We start from the raw sequence: 13,985 nt of genomic DNA on the forward strand, positions 1-13,985 counted from the left end.
TCGCCGCACCACCGAAAAGCCTAGAGGGCTGCGGCCTTTCGGTTCAACCCGCGCGCATTTATACAAAAAAATGATATAATCGTTTCCGGATTTACCCGGCGTCATGCCCGGCCTTGTGCCGGGCATCCACGTCTTGGCAGCGCCAGGAAAGACGTGGATGGCCGGGACAAGCCCGGCCATGACCACCAGAGAGTGGGAACGACAATCTTGGAACTGCACCAGCTTCGCTGCTTCGTGGCCGCCGCCGAGGAACTGCATTTCGGCCGCGCCGCGCAACGCTTGCAGATGATGCCGTCGGCGCTCGGCCGTCACATCAAGCTCCTGGAAGAGGATCTCGGCGCGCGGCTGTTCGCGCGCACCACGCGCGCGGTGTCGTTGACCGAAGGCGGAGCCACCCTGCTGCGCGAGGGACGGGCGCTGCTCGGCCGCGCCGAGGCGATCGAGGACGGCTTTCGCCGGCGGCTGCGCAAGCCAATGGCGCGGCGTTTCCGGATCGGCGCGATCGACAGCGCCGCGGCCGGCCTGCTGCCGCCACTGCTGCGCGATGTCCGCGCCGTCAATCCCGAGCTTGCCGTGCAACTGCTCGAGGAGAAGACCATCCGGCTGTTGCCAAAGCTGCTGTCGGGCGCGCTCGACCTTGCTTTCGTGCGCCCGCCGACGCGGCCCGACCGGCGCATCGAGTTCGTTCCGCTGTTGCAGGAGACCGCCGTGGTGGCGCTGTCGCACAAGCACAGGCTGGCGCGGCGCAAGCAGGTCGCGTTGCCCGATATCGCGGATCAGCCCTTGATCGTGCCGGAGCGGCGCTCGCGGCCGCACAGCCACGATCTCACGACAAAGCTGTTCGACGAGGCCGGGCTGACGCCGCGCATCCAGGAGATCGCTGACGAGAAGCAGACCATCGTCAACATGGTCGCGGCGCGGCTCGGCGTCGCCATCGTGCCACGCTGGACCGCGCGGATGGCGATCCCGGGTGTGCGTTTCATTCCCCTGAGGCTCAAACGCGGCAGCAGCGTCGGCCGGCTGCCGCTCGCCGCCGCCTGGCTGAAAGGCTCCCGCGATCCGGTCCGCGACCAGGTGATCGCGGTGCTGGAGGCGAAATTGAAGCGTTACGCAAGGGAGGCGTGAAGAGGTTTCGTCGTTCCGGGGCTCGCGCCAAGTGGCGCGCCCGGAATGACGAGAGGAGTGGCATGCCCCTAACGCCGCTCGGCGCCGCCTTCTGATGCTCCTGTCTCCGCAGCGGGAAACAGCGTGGCCGCGGCGACCACACCGGCGACCGCGCCAATGGCTGCGAGGACGAACGGAGCAGCAAACGCTGACGCCGCATCCGCCGTCACGAGCGTTGCCCCCAACGCGGCGATACTGATGGCGAAACCGGCCTGACGGACGATCATCGTCATTGCGGACGTCATGCCGGCCTGCGCAGGCGGCGCGAGGGCCAGGGCGACGCTTCCCAATTGCGGGTTGGCCAACGCTGCGCCAACACCGATCGTCAGCATGCCGGCCAGCGTTGCGATGCTGCGCATCGCAGCTGCGGTGGAGAGCGCAGCGATCACCAGCAGCACGTTGCCCGATGCGACGACGCCAAAGGCGACAGCGGAGAAGCGCCGCCAGCCCCATCGGGTGACAAGGCGGCCACCCAGCGGCGGGACCAACAGCATCGGCAGTGTCGCGGCGAGCAACATCAGGCCGGCCGCTTCCATGCTCACATGCAAGCCCGCGCTCAGGAACTGCGGCAGATAGACCAATATCGCCCAGTAACCGAACTGGATCGAGGTCAACGAGGCACCGACCCCGATCATCGACGTCGCCGCGAATACACGCGGGTCGAGCACCGGATTGAGGCTGCGCCACTGTTGCCAAACGAACCCGAGTGCTGCCGCAGCGCTCCCGACCAGGCCGGCAGCCCTGACGATCGGTGACGCGTCATGTCTCAAGAGTGCGTCGATCGCGAGACCCAGCGCCAGCGTCAGCAGCACGCTGCCCAAGGGATCGAGGGGGCGCCCGCCGGGCTCGCGTGTCTCGGCAACGACGCGCGGCACGGCGAGGGCCAACGTCAGGCAAAACGGGATGTTGGCATAGAAGATCCAGCGCCAGCCGAACCAGGCGGCGAGCAGGCCGCCCAGCGTTGGGCCGAGAGCCATGGCGACGCCCGAGATCATCCCGATGGTACCGAAGGCCCGCGCCCGCTGACCCTGGTGCGGGAATGCGCCGGCCACCAATGCAATGGCACCGGTGCTCAGGAAGGCCGCACCGATACCTTGCAGCACGCGTGCGGCGAGCAGCAACGGAGCACTGGTCGCCGCGCCGCAACCAATCGACGCCAGCAGAAACACGATGTTGCCGCCCAGCATCGCGCGCCGGCGACCGAAGCGATCCGCGAGCGCGCCTGATGCCAACAGCGCGCCGGTGAGCGCCAGGCTGTAGGCGTCGATGACCCAGGCGGAGCCGGCGACGGCAAATCCGAGATCGCCGGCAATGCCCGGCATGGCGACCACGACCGCGGTCACATCGAACAGGATCAGGAATGCGCCAAGGCCGAGGACGAATGTGATCAGGTTCGATCGCTGGTGGGCGATCTCAGGTGAGCGATCGTGCATCTCGTGCTTGCCCCGTGCCCGGATTGCGTTCGGGGCCTGTCTACGCCAATCCTGCTGACACCATGGTGGCAGCAGAACGATACGCCCGGCGCCAAACCCGCGATGCCACCGCGTGTTCGATATCCTGAATCGAGACTCCACCTCCTGGTCGTCCTGGCGAAAGCCAGGACCCATTACCCCAACTGCGCATTGTTGCGCGACGCTGGGGCGGCCGTCCCGCTCATCACCGCGTGCGGCGGCTATGGGTCCTGGCTTCCGCCAGGACGACGTGTGCGGAAAGCCGCGCGCTTGAACCTATTTCTTCAGATTCGCGTGCGGGCGGCCGAAGTCGGGCGCGGCGGAATCCTGGCCGATCTCGACGATGCCGCGGCGGATGGCGCGGGTGCGGGTGAAGTGGTCGAACAGCGCCTCGCCGTCGCCGCGCCGGATCGCGCGGGTCAGCTTCGACAGGTCCTCGGTGAAGGTGCCGAGCATCTCCAGCACGGCGTCCTTGTTGGCCAGGAACACGTCGCGCCACATCGTGGGGTCAGAGGCCGCGATGCGGGTGAAGTCGCGGAAGCCGCCGGCGGAGAACTTGATCACCTCGGATTCCGTCACCTGCGCCAGCTCGTCGGCGGTGCCGACGATGGTGTAGGCGATCAGATGCGGCAGATGGCTGGTGATCGCGAGCACGAGGTCATGATGATCCGGCGTCATGATCTCGACCTTGGCGCCGAGCGCGGCCCAGAACGTGCGCAGCCGGTCGGTCGCGGCCGGATCGGTGCCTTCGGGCGGGGTCAGGATGCACCAGCGGTTGATGAACAGCTCGGCGAAGCCGGAATCGGGTCCCGAATGTTCGGTACCGGCCACCGGATGCGCGGGGACGAAGTGCACGCCCTGCGGCAGGTGCGGACCCATGTCCCTGACCACGGCGCCCTTCACCGAGCCGACGTCGGAGACGATGGCGCCGGGCTTCAGATGCGCGGCAATCTCGGCCGCGACCGGACCGCAGGCGCCGACCGGGATGCAGAGGATGACGAGGTCGGCGTCCCTGACGGCCTCGACATTGGTCGCGACGACGCGGTCGACGATGCCGAGCTCGGCGACGCGCGCGCGGGTCTTCTCCGAGCGCGCGGTGGTGACGATCTCGCCGACCAGGCCTTGCGCGCGGGCGCCACGCGCGATCGAGCCGCCGATCAGGCCGAAGCCGATCAGCGCGATGCGGTTGAAGAGCGGAGCCGTGGTCACGATGTCACTTTCCGGCCAGGAAGTCGCGCAGCCCCTCGACCACGAGGCGGTTGGCTTCCTCGGTGCCAATGGTCATGCGCAGCGCATGCGGCAGCTTGTAATTGTTGAGCGCGCGCAGCACGAGGCCGCGCCGCGTCAGGTACGCGTCGGCTTCGGCGGCGGTCTTGCCCTGGTCGGTCGGGAAGTGGATCAGCACGAAATTGGCGACGCTCGGCGTCACCTTGAGTCCGAGTTTGCCGATCTCCTCGGTCAGCCAGTTGCGCCACTGCTCGGTGTGGGTGCGCGACATCTGCACATGCGCGGCGTCCTCGATCGCCGCCACCGCCGCCAGCATCGCCGGGGTCGTGACGTTGAACGGGCCGCGGATCCGGTTGCAGGCATCGACGATATGCGCCGGGCCGAACATCCAGCCGATCCGCAGTGCGGCAAGGCCGTGGATCTTGGAGAAGGTGTGCGTCACCACCGTGTTGTCGGTGGTCGCGACCAGCTCGATGCCGAGCTCGTAGTCGTTGCGCGAGACGTAGTCGGCGTAAGCCGCGTCGAGCACCAGCAGCACATGCGAGGGCAGCGCCGCGCGCAGCCGCTTGACCTCGTCGAACGGGATATAGGTGCCGGTCGGATTGTTCGGGTTGGCGAGCCAGACCAGTTTCGTGCGCGGCGTCACCGCCTTGAGGATGGCGTCGACGTCGGCGGTGAAATTGCTCTCGGCCGCGATCACGTTCCTGGCGCCGTTCGCCATGGTGGCGATCGGGTAGACCAGGAAGCCGTGGGTGGTCGAGATCGCCTCGTCGCCGGGCGCGAGATAGGTGTGGGCCAAGAGATTGAGGATCTCGTCGGAGCCGGCGCCGCAGATGATGCGGTCGGGATCGAGGCCGTAGGCACGGCCGATCGCCTCGCGCAGCACCCGCGAGGTGCCCTCCGGATAGTCCTCGAGATGGTCAGCCGCGGCCTTGTAGGCGGCGATCGCCTTCGGCGACGGGCCGAACGGCGTCTCGTTGGCGGACAGCTTGAACACCTTGCGGCCCGGTTCCGGCACCGGGCTCTTGCCGGGCGTGTAGGGCGCAATATCGAGAATGCCGGGATTCGGCACGGGGCGGGACATCATCTACTCCGGATATACGGACGGCTGGTCCTGAGTTCAGGTCCTGGCCGATCCGTTAGAGGGCACCGTATAGCGCGTTGCGTGGCTGCCGACGAGGGCCGATGAGCGCACCGAGGCGCCGGCCTTGATCAGGGCGAGCTTGATGGCCTCGAAACCGTGCCCGGTGACCGAGACCAGCAGCGCGGCGCCGTCGAAGGCGGTGTCGGGGACCGCGACGATCTCGGCCAGCGGCGCCAGCGCGCGGGCGACGTCGGCATTCCAGCCGGAGACGCGCACACTCCAGGTCTGCACCTCGGTCACCATGGCATCGTCGGCGACCCGCGAGATCACGAACACCGGCAGCGCGGCGGGATGGTCGGCGCGCTCGAGGAACGGCACCCGCGCGATGATCTTCGGAGCGCCGTCGGCCTCCAGCGCATTCCACCACGGCGAGCGGCTTGCGACCGCGGAGACCAGCGCGAGGTCGCCCTTCGACTTCGCCGCCGCCTCGACCGCGGCCTGCGCGCTGAAATGCGAGACGTAGGGGACCACGAAGCCGAAGTGAAACCGCGCCGAGTCGCGCATCGCCGACTCGCCGATGGACACGTCGGCATGCACCGAGAACGGCGCCTGCACATAGGTGAAGGTCGAGATGATGACGCGCCAGATGCTCTCGATGGTGTCGAGCGGCAGGATGCCGCGATGACGCTGCACCAGCTCGCGCATCATGCTGGCCTCGCGCGCCGGACGGAACGCCGAGCCCACCTCCTGGGTCTTCTTGACCTGGATCAGGCGGTCGATGATGTCGCCGCGCGCCATCAGCAGGCGATGCACCTGCTCGTCGATCGCATCGATCTCCTTGCGCAGCTCCTGCAACGTGGGCGGCGACGGGGGTGGGTTGGACATGCTCTCGAACCTTGTCGTCAGGGCGACCCGATGCCGCCGCGGACAGGGTCCCTGATTAGGAAAGACGGCCAGCGAAAGCAAAGAGAAACGTCGCAGCCGTGCGTTGCGCAATCGGTTAACCAATCGGCCGGCGACGGGGCTGGCTTGACGGCGGGGGACCCCGGGACTAGGTTCCGGCTACTCCGTGGTCATTTGAGCCGGCCGGCTTGCAGCCACGTTAAACAACTCGCTAAACAGGCCGGGGACAGTCAGCTCCCGGCCGAACCTTTGTTCAGGCCGGTTTTTTGTGGCCTGAGGTCCGCTGAAGCCCTCGCGCGCGGGGGCAGGGTCGCCTAGATGAGCAACGTGCGTCCGATACCGAGCCAGCAAACCCAGAGCGATGATCGCGCCCATGAGGCCGATCACCCGTCGTCATTGGTGGCGAAGTTCGGCACGGACCAGCCGCTCAAGCTCGATTGCGGCGTCGATCTCGCGCCGTTCCAGATCGCCTACCAGACCTATGGCGAGCTCAATGCCGACAGGTCCAACGCGATCCTGATCTGCCATGCGCTGACCGGCGACCAGCACGTCAACAACATTCACCCCGTCACCGGCAAGCCGGGCTGGTGGGACACCATGGTCGGTGCGGGCAAGCCGCTCGATCCCGACAAATACTTCATCATCTGCTCCAACGTGATCGGCGGCTGCATGGGCTCGACCGGGCCTGCGTCGCTCAATCCGGCGACCGGCAAGGTGTGGGGGCTCGATTTCCCGATCATCACCATCCCCGACATGGTGCGCGCGCAGGCGATGCTGATCGATCGGCTCGGCATCACGACGCTGTTCTGCGTGGTCGGCGGCTCGATGGGCGGCATGCAGGCCCTGCAATGGACCGCGGCCTATCCGGAGCGCGTGTTCGCGACGCTCGCGATCGCCTGCTCGACCCGCCACTCGGCGCAGAACATCGCGTTCCACGAGCTCGGACGCCAGGCCGTGATGGCCGATCCGGACTGGCGCGGCGGCCGCTATGTCGACGAGGACACCCATCCGCATCGCGGTCTCGCGGTGGCGCGGATGGCCGCGCACATCACCTATCTGTCGGACGCGGCGCTGCATCGGAAATTCGGACGGCGGATGCAGGATCGCGAGCTGCCGACCTTCTCGTTCGACGCGGACTTCCAGGTCGAGAGCTATCTGCGTTACCAGGGCTCGTCCTTTGTCGAGCGCTTCGACGCCAATTCCTATCTCTATCTGACGCGCGCGATGGATTATTTCGACATCGCGGCCGACCACAACGGCGTGCTGGCGAAAGCGTTTGCCGGCATCAAGACGCGGTTCTGCGTGGTGTCGTTCACCAGCGACTGGCTGTTTCCGACCTCGGAATCGCGTGCGCTGGTGCATGCGCTGAACGCGTCGAGCGCGCGGGTGTCATTCGCCGAGATCGAGACCGATCGAGGCCACGACGCCTTCCTGCTCGATGTGCCCGAATTCCTGGAGATCTCCCGCGCCTTCCTGCTGGCCGCAGGCAAGGCGCACGGATTGAACGAGGGCGGCGCCCGGTCATGAGCCTGCAGCAGACATTGCCGTTGCCCGGCGTCGCGCCGGAGCGGACCGGCGGCGGCTCTCGCAGGGACCATCTGCTGGTCGCCGAGATGGTGCGGCCGGGATCGCGCGTGCTCGATGTCGGCTGCGGCGATGGCGAACTGCTGCAACTGCTGGAGAGCCGCGGCATCGACGGCCGCGGCATCGAGCTGTCGCGCGAAGGCGTCAACGGCTGCGTCGCCAAGGGGCTCGCGGTGGTGCAGGGCGATGCCGACACCGACCTCGTCAATTATCCCGATGATGCGTTCGACTATGTGATCCTGTCGCAGACCTTGCAGGCGACGCGGCAGCCGAAGGTCGTGCTGGAAAATCTGCTGCGCATTGGCCAGCGCGCCATCGTCTCGTTCCCGAATTTCGGATTCTGGAAGATGCGGCTGCAACTCCTGATCGGCGGTCACATGCCGCGGACCGAGAATCTGCCGGCGAGTTGGTACGACACCTCGAACATCCATTTCTGCACCATCAAGGATTTCGTGCAGCTCTGCGAGGAGATCAACGTCAAGATGGAGCGCGCGGTGGCGCTCGATCTCTATGGCCGCCCGGTGCCGCTCAACCTGCCATGGTGGGTCTGGAACATGTTCGGCGAGCAGGGCGTATTCCTGCTCAGCCGCGGCGGCGGGAAGTAAGAGTCGCGCGGTCACGTACTTCCGTCATTCCGGGGCTCGCGAAGCGAGAACCCCGAATCCATCGGGCCGCGAACTCCGTGGATGAATGGATTCCGGGTTCGATGCTGCGCATCGCCCCGGAATGACGGCTTAGACCGGCGCTGCCACCAGCGACCGCGGATCGCGCACCGGCCAGCGACCGGCCTCGACCAGCGCGATGAAGCGCTCCACCATCTCGTTGAACAGCGCCGGCTCCTCGAGGTTGAGCACGTGACCTGACTTGGGGAAGAACGACAGGCCGGCGGCCGGCAGATGCTGCTTCAGGAACAGGCTCGGCGCGATGCAATTGTCGTCCTCGTCGCCGCACAGGATCAGCGCCGGCGTCGCCGCGCGCTTGATGGCGTCGGTCATGGTGTAGATCGAGGGCCTGCCGCCTTGAAAGCTGCGCATCGTGTTGGCCGAGCCCTTGGCGTCGTGGCGCGCCAGCGCGGCATAGAAATCGGCGTGGCCGCGCGGATCCTTGACCAGGAACGGAATCCGGCCCGGCGCCTCGCGCGTCACCTTGGCGACCTCGACCGAGCCGATGCTCTCGATCTGCTCGGCATTGGCGCGGCATTGCGCGCGGAACGCATCGAGATTCTCGAGGCTCGAGCCGGAGCCGACGGCGGCGAGCGTCATCGACAGCGCGCGCTCCGGCGCGTTCAGCGCAACCTGTAGCGACGAATAGGAGCCCATCGAGAGGCCGACGAAATGCGCCTTCGCGATGCCGAGATGATCGAGCACCGCGAGCGCGTCGGCGTAGAAATGTTGGTAAGTATAGACATCGGCGTTTGGCGGCACGTCCGACGGCGTGTAGCCGCGCGCCGAATAGGCGATGCAGCGGTGGCCGCGCGAGAAGTAGCGCAGCTGCGGTTCCCAATTGGTGTGATCGGCTGCGAACTCGTGCAGGAAGATGATCGGGGTCCCGCTGCCGGCCTCCTCGAAATGGAGGCGGACATGATCTTTCGTGGTGGCGTGGGGCATTGGAATTCTCCTCTCGTTGGCCGGTCCCAGATTTGCAATTAATTTCCGCGGCGGCAATGCGGCAGTTCTGACTATTTTCGTCACGGAATCTGCGCGGAATGACCCAGAAATCGTTTTCGTGCCGTCACACGAAATCCTGCTCCCGCCACATCCCGACTTTCAAACCCACCGCCGCGTTTCGCAGGGAACGCGACGGGGAAGCGGGGGCGTTACAGAGGATCTCGTGAAGTATGGTTCAGTTGCTTGCGTATCGCCGGTCGCTTCGTGTTTTGGCGCTGGCTCTGTGTTCGCTCACTCTCGCCGCCGTTTCGGTCTCTTCGGCATCCGCCCGTCCGTACCATCATCGTCACGCGCATTCGGCCCATGCCGGTCATCACGCGCACCATCATGTCCGTCATCACGTCAGGCACGCAGCGCGGCTGTCGCGTGCCGAGCGCCGCGCACGGACGCAGGAGACCGGCGGTTTCGCCGAGGCCAATGCAGCCGTGATGCCCGGCGCTGAGACCATGCCGAACACTGGCGGCGTGGACGCTGCGAGCGGGTTCGGCTCGTCCGGCATCGTCGCCACGGCGCGCCGCTATCTCGGCGGCAACCCGACCGGCCGCTCCAGCCTGTGGTGCGCGCGTTTCATGAACATGGTGTTGCAGCAGACCGGCCATCGTGGCACCGGCTCCGACATGGCGAGCTCGTTCGCCAAATATGGTACGCGAGTGTCCGGACCGCAGGTCGGCGCGATCGCCGTGATGGGCCGCCGCGGCGGCGGCCACGTCGGTATCATCACCGGCGTCGATGCCAAGGGCAATCCGATCATGATCTCGGGCAACAGCGGCCGCCGCGTCCGCGAGGCGCCGGTGTCGCGCGGCCGGATCTACGCCTACGTGATGCCGACGAACTGAGGCGCGACCATCCACCTCTCCTCCGGACGCGGAGGAGGGGACCTCACTTGTCGTGCTCCATCGACTGGATGGTGGCGACGTTGGTGGTCTCGAGGTTGCTCAGGGGGACCTCGACCGCGGACGGCTGGTACCAGGAGAATTGCGAGAAGTAGTTCGCGAGCACCTGGTCCTTGAAGAACCGGCCATGCCGCGCGAAGATTTCGTTCCGCGCGATCCGCAGCTCGATCGCCGACATGTCCTTCAGATCGGCCTCGGCCAGAAAACGTCGATCGGAATCCGGAAACAGGAAGCCGTCATGCGCCTTCGCGCGCTGCACGACGGAGGCCGGAACCGCGGGCGGCGTCAGCCCGACGGTGGTCGTGCCATTCGAGCCGCCTGATTTGGCTGCCGTATGCTCGAGTGTGGGCGCGACCAACCAGACCGCCAATGCCAGCGCCGCGATGGCGGCCCCCGCGGCGTATTTCCAGTAGCGCCGGACCGGCGAAATCTCGCGCAGCGGTGATTGGCCGGCCTCGAGCAAGACCTCGTTGATCGTGCCGATCAGGCGGGTCATGTGCATGCGAAAGTCCTGCCCGGAATCCACCCGGGCCGCGTTGCAGAAGTGGAGGAAGCGAAGCGATTCCGGCAGCTCGGCCGCCTGCGGCATCGTTGCGCCGTTCACCAGCAGCGGCAGGATGGTCTTGTCGTGCTTCAGCGCGGTCTCGATCTCGAACCGCACGGAGTCGCTTGGATCTGCCAGCCGCGCCGGTGCTCCGTCGTCGGCCTTGCCGATCCAGTGCGGACCGATCACGGCGATGACGATGTCGCTGGCAACGATTGCCTTCGCGATCCGGTCGACGAAGTTGGCGCCGGTCCGAATGCTGTTGACGTCGAAGAAGACGGATTTCTCACCGTACTTCTCGATCAGATGGTCTGCGATGCGGCCCGCTGTATCCTGATCGACCCGGCGGTACGACACCATGATCATAGTCATGGCAACCCCGTGCAATCAATTTCATCAAATGCGTTGCAGTCAGAAATGTGAGTGAAGTGTAACGCGCGCAACTGAAAATTGCAATGCACCACGCGGCGCCGACATCGCCAAAACGCCGCATGGAACTCGGGGAAATCGCTACGACAGCGCGGGTTGTTCGACAGCGATGTCGTCGCCGACCACCGCGCCGCCATCGGTGATGATCTCGGCGTAGATGCCGCACTCGTTGTTGCCGAAGCGCTGCATCAGCATGTTCGGGACCGAGAGGTCGCGCGCGCCGGTCTCGGGATCGACATTGACCGCGGCACAACGTGTGATCCGCTTCACAACTTTTGCCCGCGCGCTGCCGATCGCAATCGTCCGATCCAGCAGGCTGGCTTCATGCCAGGCCGGCCAGCCCTCGACATAGAGGTTGGCGCGGAAGCGCAGCGGATGGACCGGCGCCTGCACCATCTCCTCGATCGCGCGCAGGCTCGCCAGGTTGATGATCGAGACCACCTTGCGGGGCACGTCGGAAAAACTGTGCCCGGGGCTGACCAGCACCTTGGGCGGTCCCTTGATCTGGTCGGCATGCCGATCGGCGAAATAGCGCTCGATCGCGGCGCGCCCCGCCTCGGTCTCGAGATCGCCCTGGGCCACCATCGCGCCATCCCGGCGCAGCGTCAGCACATGGCTGTCATCGTCGTAATCCGCGCGCAGCGGCGCCAGCCATTCGTCTCGTTGCAGCATCAGGAAATGCGGCTTCGCCAGCCATTTCGGCGCCGAGGGATCGAAACCGCTCGGGCCGTTCTCGATGGCGTAGCGGCGATCCGAGCGGAGCGTCTCGCCGACCTTGAGCTCGGCGCGGGACAGGGACTCGGGCGTCAGCCCTTTGACCGGGTAACGATAGATGCCGGTGATCCGGGCGGCGGCAGCGTGCTGATTGTCCATCCGCCCGCTCTAGCCTGTTTGGCGGACGAGGAGAACCGCCGCCGGTGCGCAGGCAGCTAGTCGGCGCGCGCTGCTCCCGGAGCGTCCAGCACGCGCTGCATGAAGATGAGATCGAGCCAGCGCCCGAACTTGCGACCGACCTCCGGCATCCGCGCCACCTCGACAAAGCCGGCCTGCGCGTGCAGCCGGAGCGAGGCCGGATTGCCACCGTCGATGCCGGCGATCATGACGTGCTTGCCCAGCGCCACCGCGGCCGACACGAGCTCGTCGACGATGACCCGGCCAAGTCCGCGGCCGCGATGGTCGGCGTGGATGTAGACGCTGTGCTCGACGCTGTAGCGGTAGCCAGGGAAGGCGCGGAAATCGCCGAACGTGCCGTAGCCCAGCACGGTCGCCCCCTCGACGGCCACCAGCACGGGGTAGCCCAGCGCCAGCCGCGCCTGCATCCAGGCCAGCCGTTCGGCCTCGGAGTCCTGCTTCTCCGTCCAGATCGCGTTCGAGTTGGCGACCGCCTCGTTGAAGATCGCGGTGATGGCGGGGATGTCCTGCTCGGTGGCGGGGCGGATAATCATGGGCGGTTCCTTGACGAGGCTCTTGAAGCGTCCCTATCGTCCACTATATAAGACATTATGTCAATTATAGAAGACAAGGCCGATGAAGCTCTCGGGCGGCGGGTTCGCGCCGAACGGGAAGGGCGCGGCTGGTCGCTGGCGGAACTCGCCGGGCGGGCAGGCGTGTCCAAGGCCATGCTGAGCAAGATCGAGCGGGCGGAAGCAAGCCCGACGGCGGCGACGCTGTCGCGGATTGCCACGGCCTATGGCCTGACCATGGCCGCGCTGTTCGAGGTTGCCGTGGGCAGTTCCCGCTTGCAGCGGGCCAAGGATCAGCCGGTGTGGCGCGATCCCAAGGCGGCCTATCTGCGGCGGCAGGTGTTCCTGCATCCGGCAAATCCGCTGGAACTGGTCGAAGTCGAACTGCCCGCCGGGCAGGAAGCCGGCTTCCCCGCCAGCGCCTATCACCTGATCCGTCAGGTGGTCTGGGTGATCAGCGGCCGCCTCACCTTGATGGAAGGGGCGGAGCGCCACGAACTCGCCGCGGGCGACCGCGTCGAACTCGGACCGCCATCGGACATCGTCTTCCGTAACGAGACTGCTCAGCCTTGCCGCTACCTTGTCGCCGTCGTGCGGCGCTGAGCTCGATCGGGCGAAATCGCAGGCTGTGGCTCTTCCGTTTCGGAACCAAGTGCCCACATCTGCGGCAAGCCTGAAAAATGATGGCGACGACCAGAGGCTGGTTGAGGAACGTCAACGCGGCCCGCGGAAACCCAATGAAGATGCCGGAACCATGCCTGAATGGGTGGTGACGGCAGGCCGAGGGAAAACGAATGAACATTGAGAAGTACACCGAGCGCGCGCGCGGATTCATCCAGTCTGCCCAGTCGCTCGCCATGCGCGACGGTCACCAGCAATTCTCTCCTCTGCATCTGCTGAAGGTGCTGCTGGACGACAATGAGGGGCTCGCCGGCGGTCTGATCGACCGTGCTGGCGGCAATTCCAGAGCGATCCTGAAATCGACCGAAGAGGCGCTGAACAAGCTGCCGAAGGTCTCGGGCAACGGTGCCGGGCAGGTTTACCTGTCGCCGGAGCTGGCGCGCGCCTTCGACGCGGCCGAGAAAGCCGCCGACAAGGCTGGCGACAGCTTCGTCACCGTCGAGCGGCTGCTGCTCGGGCTCACGCTCGAGAAGGGCAGCGAGGCTGCGAACATCCTCAGCAAGGGCGGCGTCACGGCGCAGAACCTGAATGCGGCGATCGAAGCGCTGCGCAAGGGCCGCACCGCCGATTCCGCGACGGCTGAAAATGCCTATGACGCACTGAAGAAATATGCCCGCGACCTGACCCAGGCTGCGCGCGACGGCAAGCTCGATCCCGTGATCGGCCGCGACGAGGAGATCCGCCGCACCATCCAGGTGCTGTCGCGGCGAACCAAGAACAATCCCGTCCTGATCGGTGAGCCCGGCGTCGGCAAGACCGCGATCGTCGAGGGCCTGGCGCTGCGCATCCTCAACGGCGACGTGCCCGAGAGCCTGAAGGACAAGAAGCTGTTGTCGCTCGACATGGGCGCCTTGATCGCCGGCGCGAAATATCGCGGCGAGTTCGAGGAGCGGCT

Annotated in this window: 13 protein-coding genes, 1 pseudogene and 1 riboswitch; of the genes and pseudogenes, 6 read left to right on the forward strand and 8 right to left on the reverse strand. The window is 66.3% G+C overall.

Features of this window, described 5'->3' with window-relative positions; translation table 11 throughout:
• Positions 1-207: 207 nt before the first annotated feature.
• Positions 208-1,125: a LysR family transcriptional regulator gene (locus B2W55_RS09650; protein WP_024579166.1), complete on the forward strand. Its 918-nt coding sequence runs from the start codon at positions 208-210 to the stop codon at positions 1,123-1,125.
• 68 nt (positions 1,126-1,193) lie between these two features.
• Here the strand turns inward: B2W55_RS09650 and B2W55_RS09655 are convergent, their stop codons facing one another.
• From B2W55_RS09655 to B2W55_RS09670, 4 genes are all read right to left on the reverse strand, one after another.
• Complete coding sequence (locus B2W55_RS09655; RefSeq protein ID WP_024579165.1) at positions 1,194-2,597, reverse strand: MFS transporter; 1,404 nt, start codon at positions 2,595-2,597, stop codon at positions 1,194-1,196.
• Between the two features lie 294 nt (positions 2,598-2,891).
• Positions 2,892-3,824, reverse strand: coding sequence for a prephenate/arogenate dehydrogenase family protein (locus B2W55_RS09660; RefSeq protein ID WP_024579164.1), 933 nt, complete (start codon positions 3,822-3,824; stop codon positions 2,892-2,894).
• Between the two features lie 4 nt (positions 3,825-3,828).
• Positions 3,829-4,926 (reverse strand): histidinol-phosphate transaminase, encoded by a 1,098-nt coding sequence (hisC, locus tag B2W55_RS09665; RefSeq protein ID WP_024579163.1) that lies wholly within the window; start codon positions 4,924-4,926, stop codon positions 3,829-3,831.
• A 36-nt stretch (positions 4,927-4,962) separates the two neighbouring features.
• Entirely contained in the window at positions 4,963-5,811 is an 849-nt protein-coding gene (locus tag B2W55_RS09670) for a chorismate mutase (RefSeq protein WP_024579162.1), read from the reverse strand.
• Positions 5,812-5,985: 174 nt separating this feature from the next.
• A riboswitch (SAM riboswitch) is annotated at positions 5,986-6,065 on the forward strand.
• Positions 6,066-6,147: 82 nt separating this feature from the next.
• Here B2W55_RS09670 and metX point away from each other — a divergent pair.
• On the forward strand, positions 6,148-7,356 hold the full coding sequence (gene metX, locus B2W55_RS09675) for a homoserine O-acetyltransferase MetX (protein ID WP_024579161.1): 1,209 nt from the start codon (positions 6,148-6,150) through the stop codon (positions 7,354-7,356).
• Positions 7,353-8,018, forward strand: coding sequence for a methionine biosynthesis protein MetW (gene metW / locus B2W55_RS09680; RefSeq protein WP_024579160.1), 666 nt, complete (start codon positions 7,353-7,355; stop codon positions 8,016-8,018). The genes metX and metW overlap by 4 nt, the downstream gene beginning before the upstream one ends.
• Before the next feature lie 129 nt (positions 8,019-8,147).
• On the opposite strand, the gene B2W55_RS09685 is transcribed toward metW, so the two are convergent.
• Positions 8,148-9,020, reverse strand: a complete 873-nt coding sequence (locus B2W55_RS09685; protein ID WP_024579159.1) for an alpha/beta fold hydrolase — start codon at positions 9,018-9,020, stop codon at positions 8,148-8,150.
• Between the two features lie 230 nt (positions 9,021-9,250).
• On the opposite strand from B2W55_RS09685, the gene B2W55_RS09690 reads away from it, so the two are divergent.
• A complete protein-coding gene (locus B2W55_RS09690) occupies positions 9,251-9,916 on the forward strand; it encodes a TIGR02594 family protein (protein WP_024579158.1) in 666 nt (221 codons plus the stop codon).
• A 43-nt stretch (positions 9,917-9,959) separates the two neighbouring features.
• Here the strand turns inward: B2W55_RS09690 and B2W55_RS09695 are convergent, their stop codons facing one another.
• From B2W55_RS09695 to B2W55_RS09705, 3 genes are all read right to left on the reverse strand, one after another.
• Positions 9,960-10,889: a YARHG domain-containing protein gene (locus tag B2W55_RS09695; RefSeq protein ID WP_080891007.1), complete on the reverse strand. Its 930-nt coding sequence runs from the start codon at positions 10,887-10,889 to the stop codon at positions 9,960-9,962.
• Between the two features lie 138 nt (positions 10,890-11,027).
• On the reverse strand, positions 11,028-11,819 hold the full coding sequence (locus B2W55_RS09700; protein ID WP_024579156.1) for an MOSC domain-containing protein: 792 nt from the start codon (positions 11,817-11,819) through the stop codon (positions 11,028-11,030).
• A gap of 56 nt (positions 11,820-11,875) precedes the next feature.
• Positions 11,876-12,391 (reverse strand): GNAT family N-acetyltransferase, encoded by a 516-nt coding sequence (locus B2W55_RS09705; protein WP_029878805.1) that lies wholly within the window; start codon positions 12,389-12,391, stop codon positions 11,876-11,878.
• 57 nt (positions 12,392-12,448) lie between these two features.
• Here B2W55_RS09705 and B2W55_RS09710 point away from each other — a divergent pair, with 57 nt between their 5' ends.
• Together B2W55_RS09710 and B2W55_RS09715 are read left to right on the forward strand one after the other, a co-directional pair.
• Positions 12,449-13,012 (forward strand): helix-turn-helix domain-containing protein, encoded by a 564-nt coding sequence (locus B2W55_RS09710; protein WP_024579154.1) that lies wholly within the window; start codon positions 12,449-12,451, stop codon positions 13,010-13,012.
• A gap of 191 nt (positions 13,013-13,203) precedes the next feature.
• Positions 13,204-13,985 (forward strand): annotated as a pseudogene (locus tag B2W55_RS09715) (Clp protease N-terminal domain-containing protein); the annotation flags it as partial.

It is taken from the genome of Bradyrhizobium sp. UBA2491 (assembly GCF_002341725.1).
Classification (GTDB): domain Bacteria; phylum Pseudomonadota; class Alphaproteobacteria; order Rhizobiales; family Xanthobacteraceae; genus Bradyrhizobium.

What these genes read in the sequence shown, in the direction of transcription:
- B2W55_RS09670 (WP_024579162.1), bottom strand. Translation starts at nt 5,811, where the DNA reads ATGTCCAACCCACCCCCGTCGCCGCCCACGTTGCAGGAGCTGCGCAAG.
- B2W55_RS09695 (WP_080891007.1), bottom strand. Translation starts at nt 10,889, where the DNA reads ATGACTATGATCATGGTGTCGTACCGCCGGGTCGATCAGGATACAGCG.
- hisC (WP_024579163.1), bottom strand. Translation starts at nt 4,926, where the DNA reads ATGTCCCGCCCCGTGCCGAATCCCGGCATTCTCGATATTGCGCCCTAC.
- B2W55_RS09685 (WP_024579159.1), bottom strand. Translation starts at nt 9,020, where the DNA reads ATGCCCCACGCCACCACGAAAGATCATGTCCGCCTCCATTTCGAGGAG.
- B2W55_RS09710 (WP_024579154.1), top strand. Translation starts at nt 12,449, where the DNA reads ATGTCAATTATAGAAGACAAGGCCGATGAAGCTCTCGGGCGGCGGGTT.
- metX (WP_024579161.1), top strand. Translation starts at nt 6,148, where the DNA reads ATGAGCAACGTGCGTCCGATACCGAGCCAGCAAACCCAGAGCGATGAT.
- B2W55_RS09690 (WP_024579158.1), top strand. Translation starts at nt 9,251, where the DNA reads ATGGTTCAGTTGCTTGCGTATCGCCGGTCGCTTCGTGTTTTGGCGCTG.
- B2W55_RS09705 (WP_029878805.1), bottom strand. Translation starts at nt 12,391, where the DNA reads ATGATTATCCGCCCCGCCACCGAGCAGGACATCCCCGCCATCACCGCG.
- B2W55_RS09655 (WP_024579165.1), bottom strand. Translation starts at nt 2,597, where the DNA reads ATGCACGATCGCTCACCTGAGATCGCCCACCAGCGATCGAACCTGATC.
- metW (WP_024579160.1), top strand. Translation starts at nt 7,353, where the DNA reads ATGAGCCTGCAGCAGACATTGCCGTTGCCCGGCGTCGCGCCGGAGCGG.
- B2W55_RS09700 (WP_024579156.1), bottom strand. Translation starts at nt 11,819, where the DNA reads ATGGACAATCAGCACGCTGCCGCCGCCCGGATCACCGGCATCTATCGT.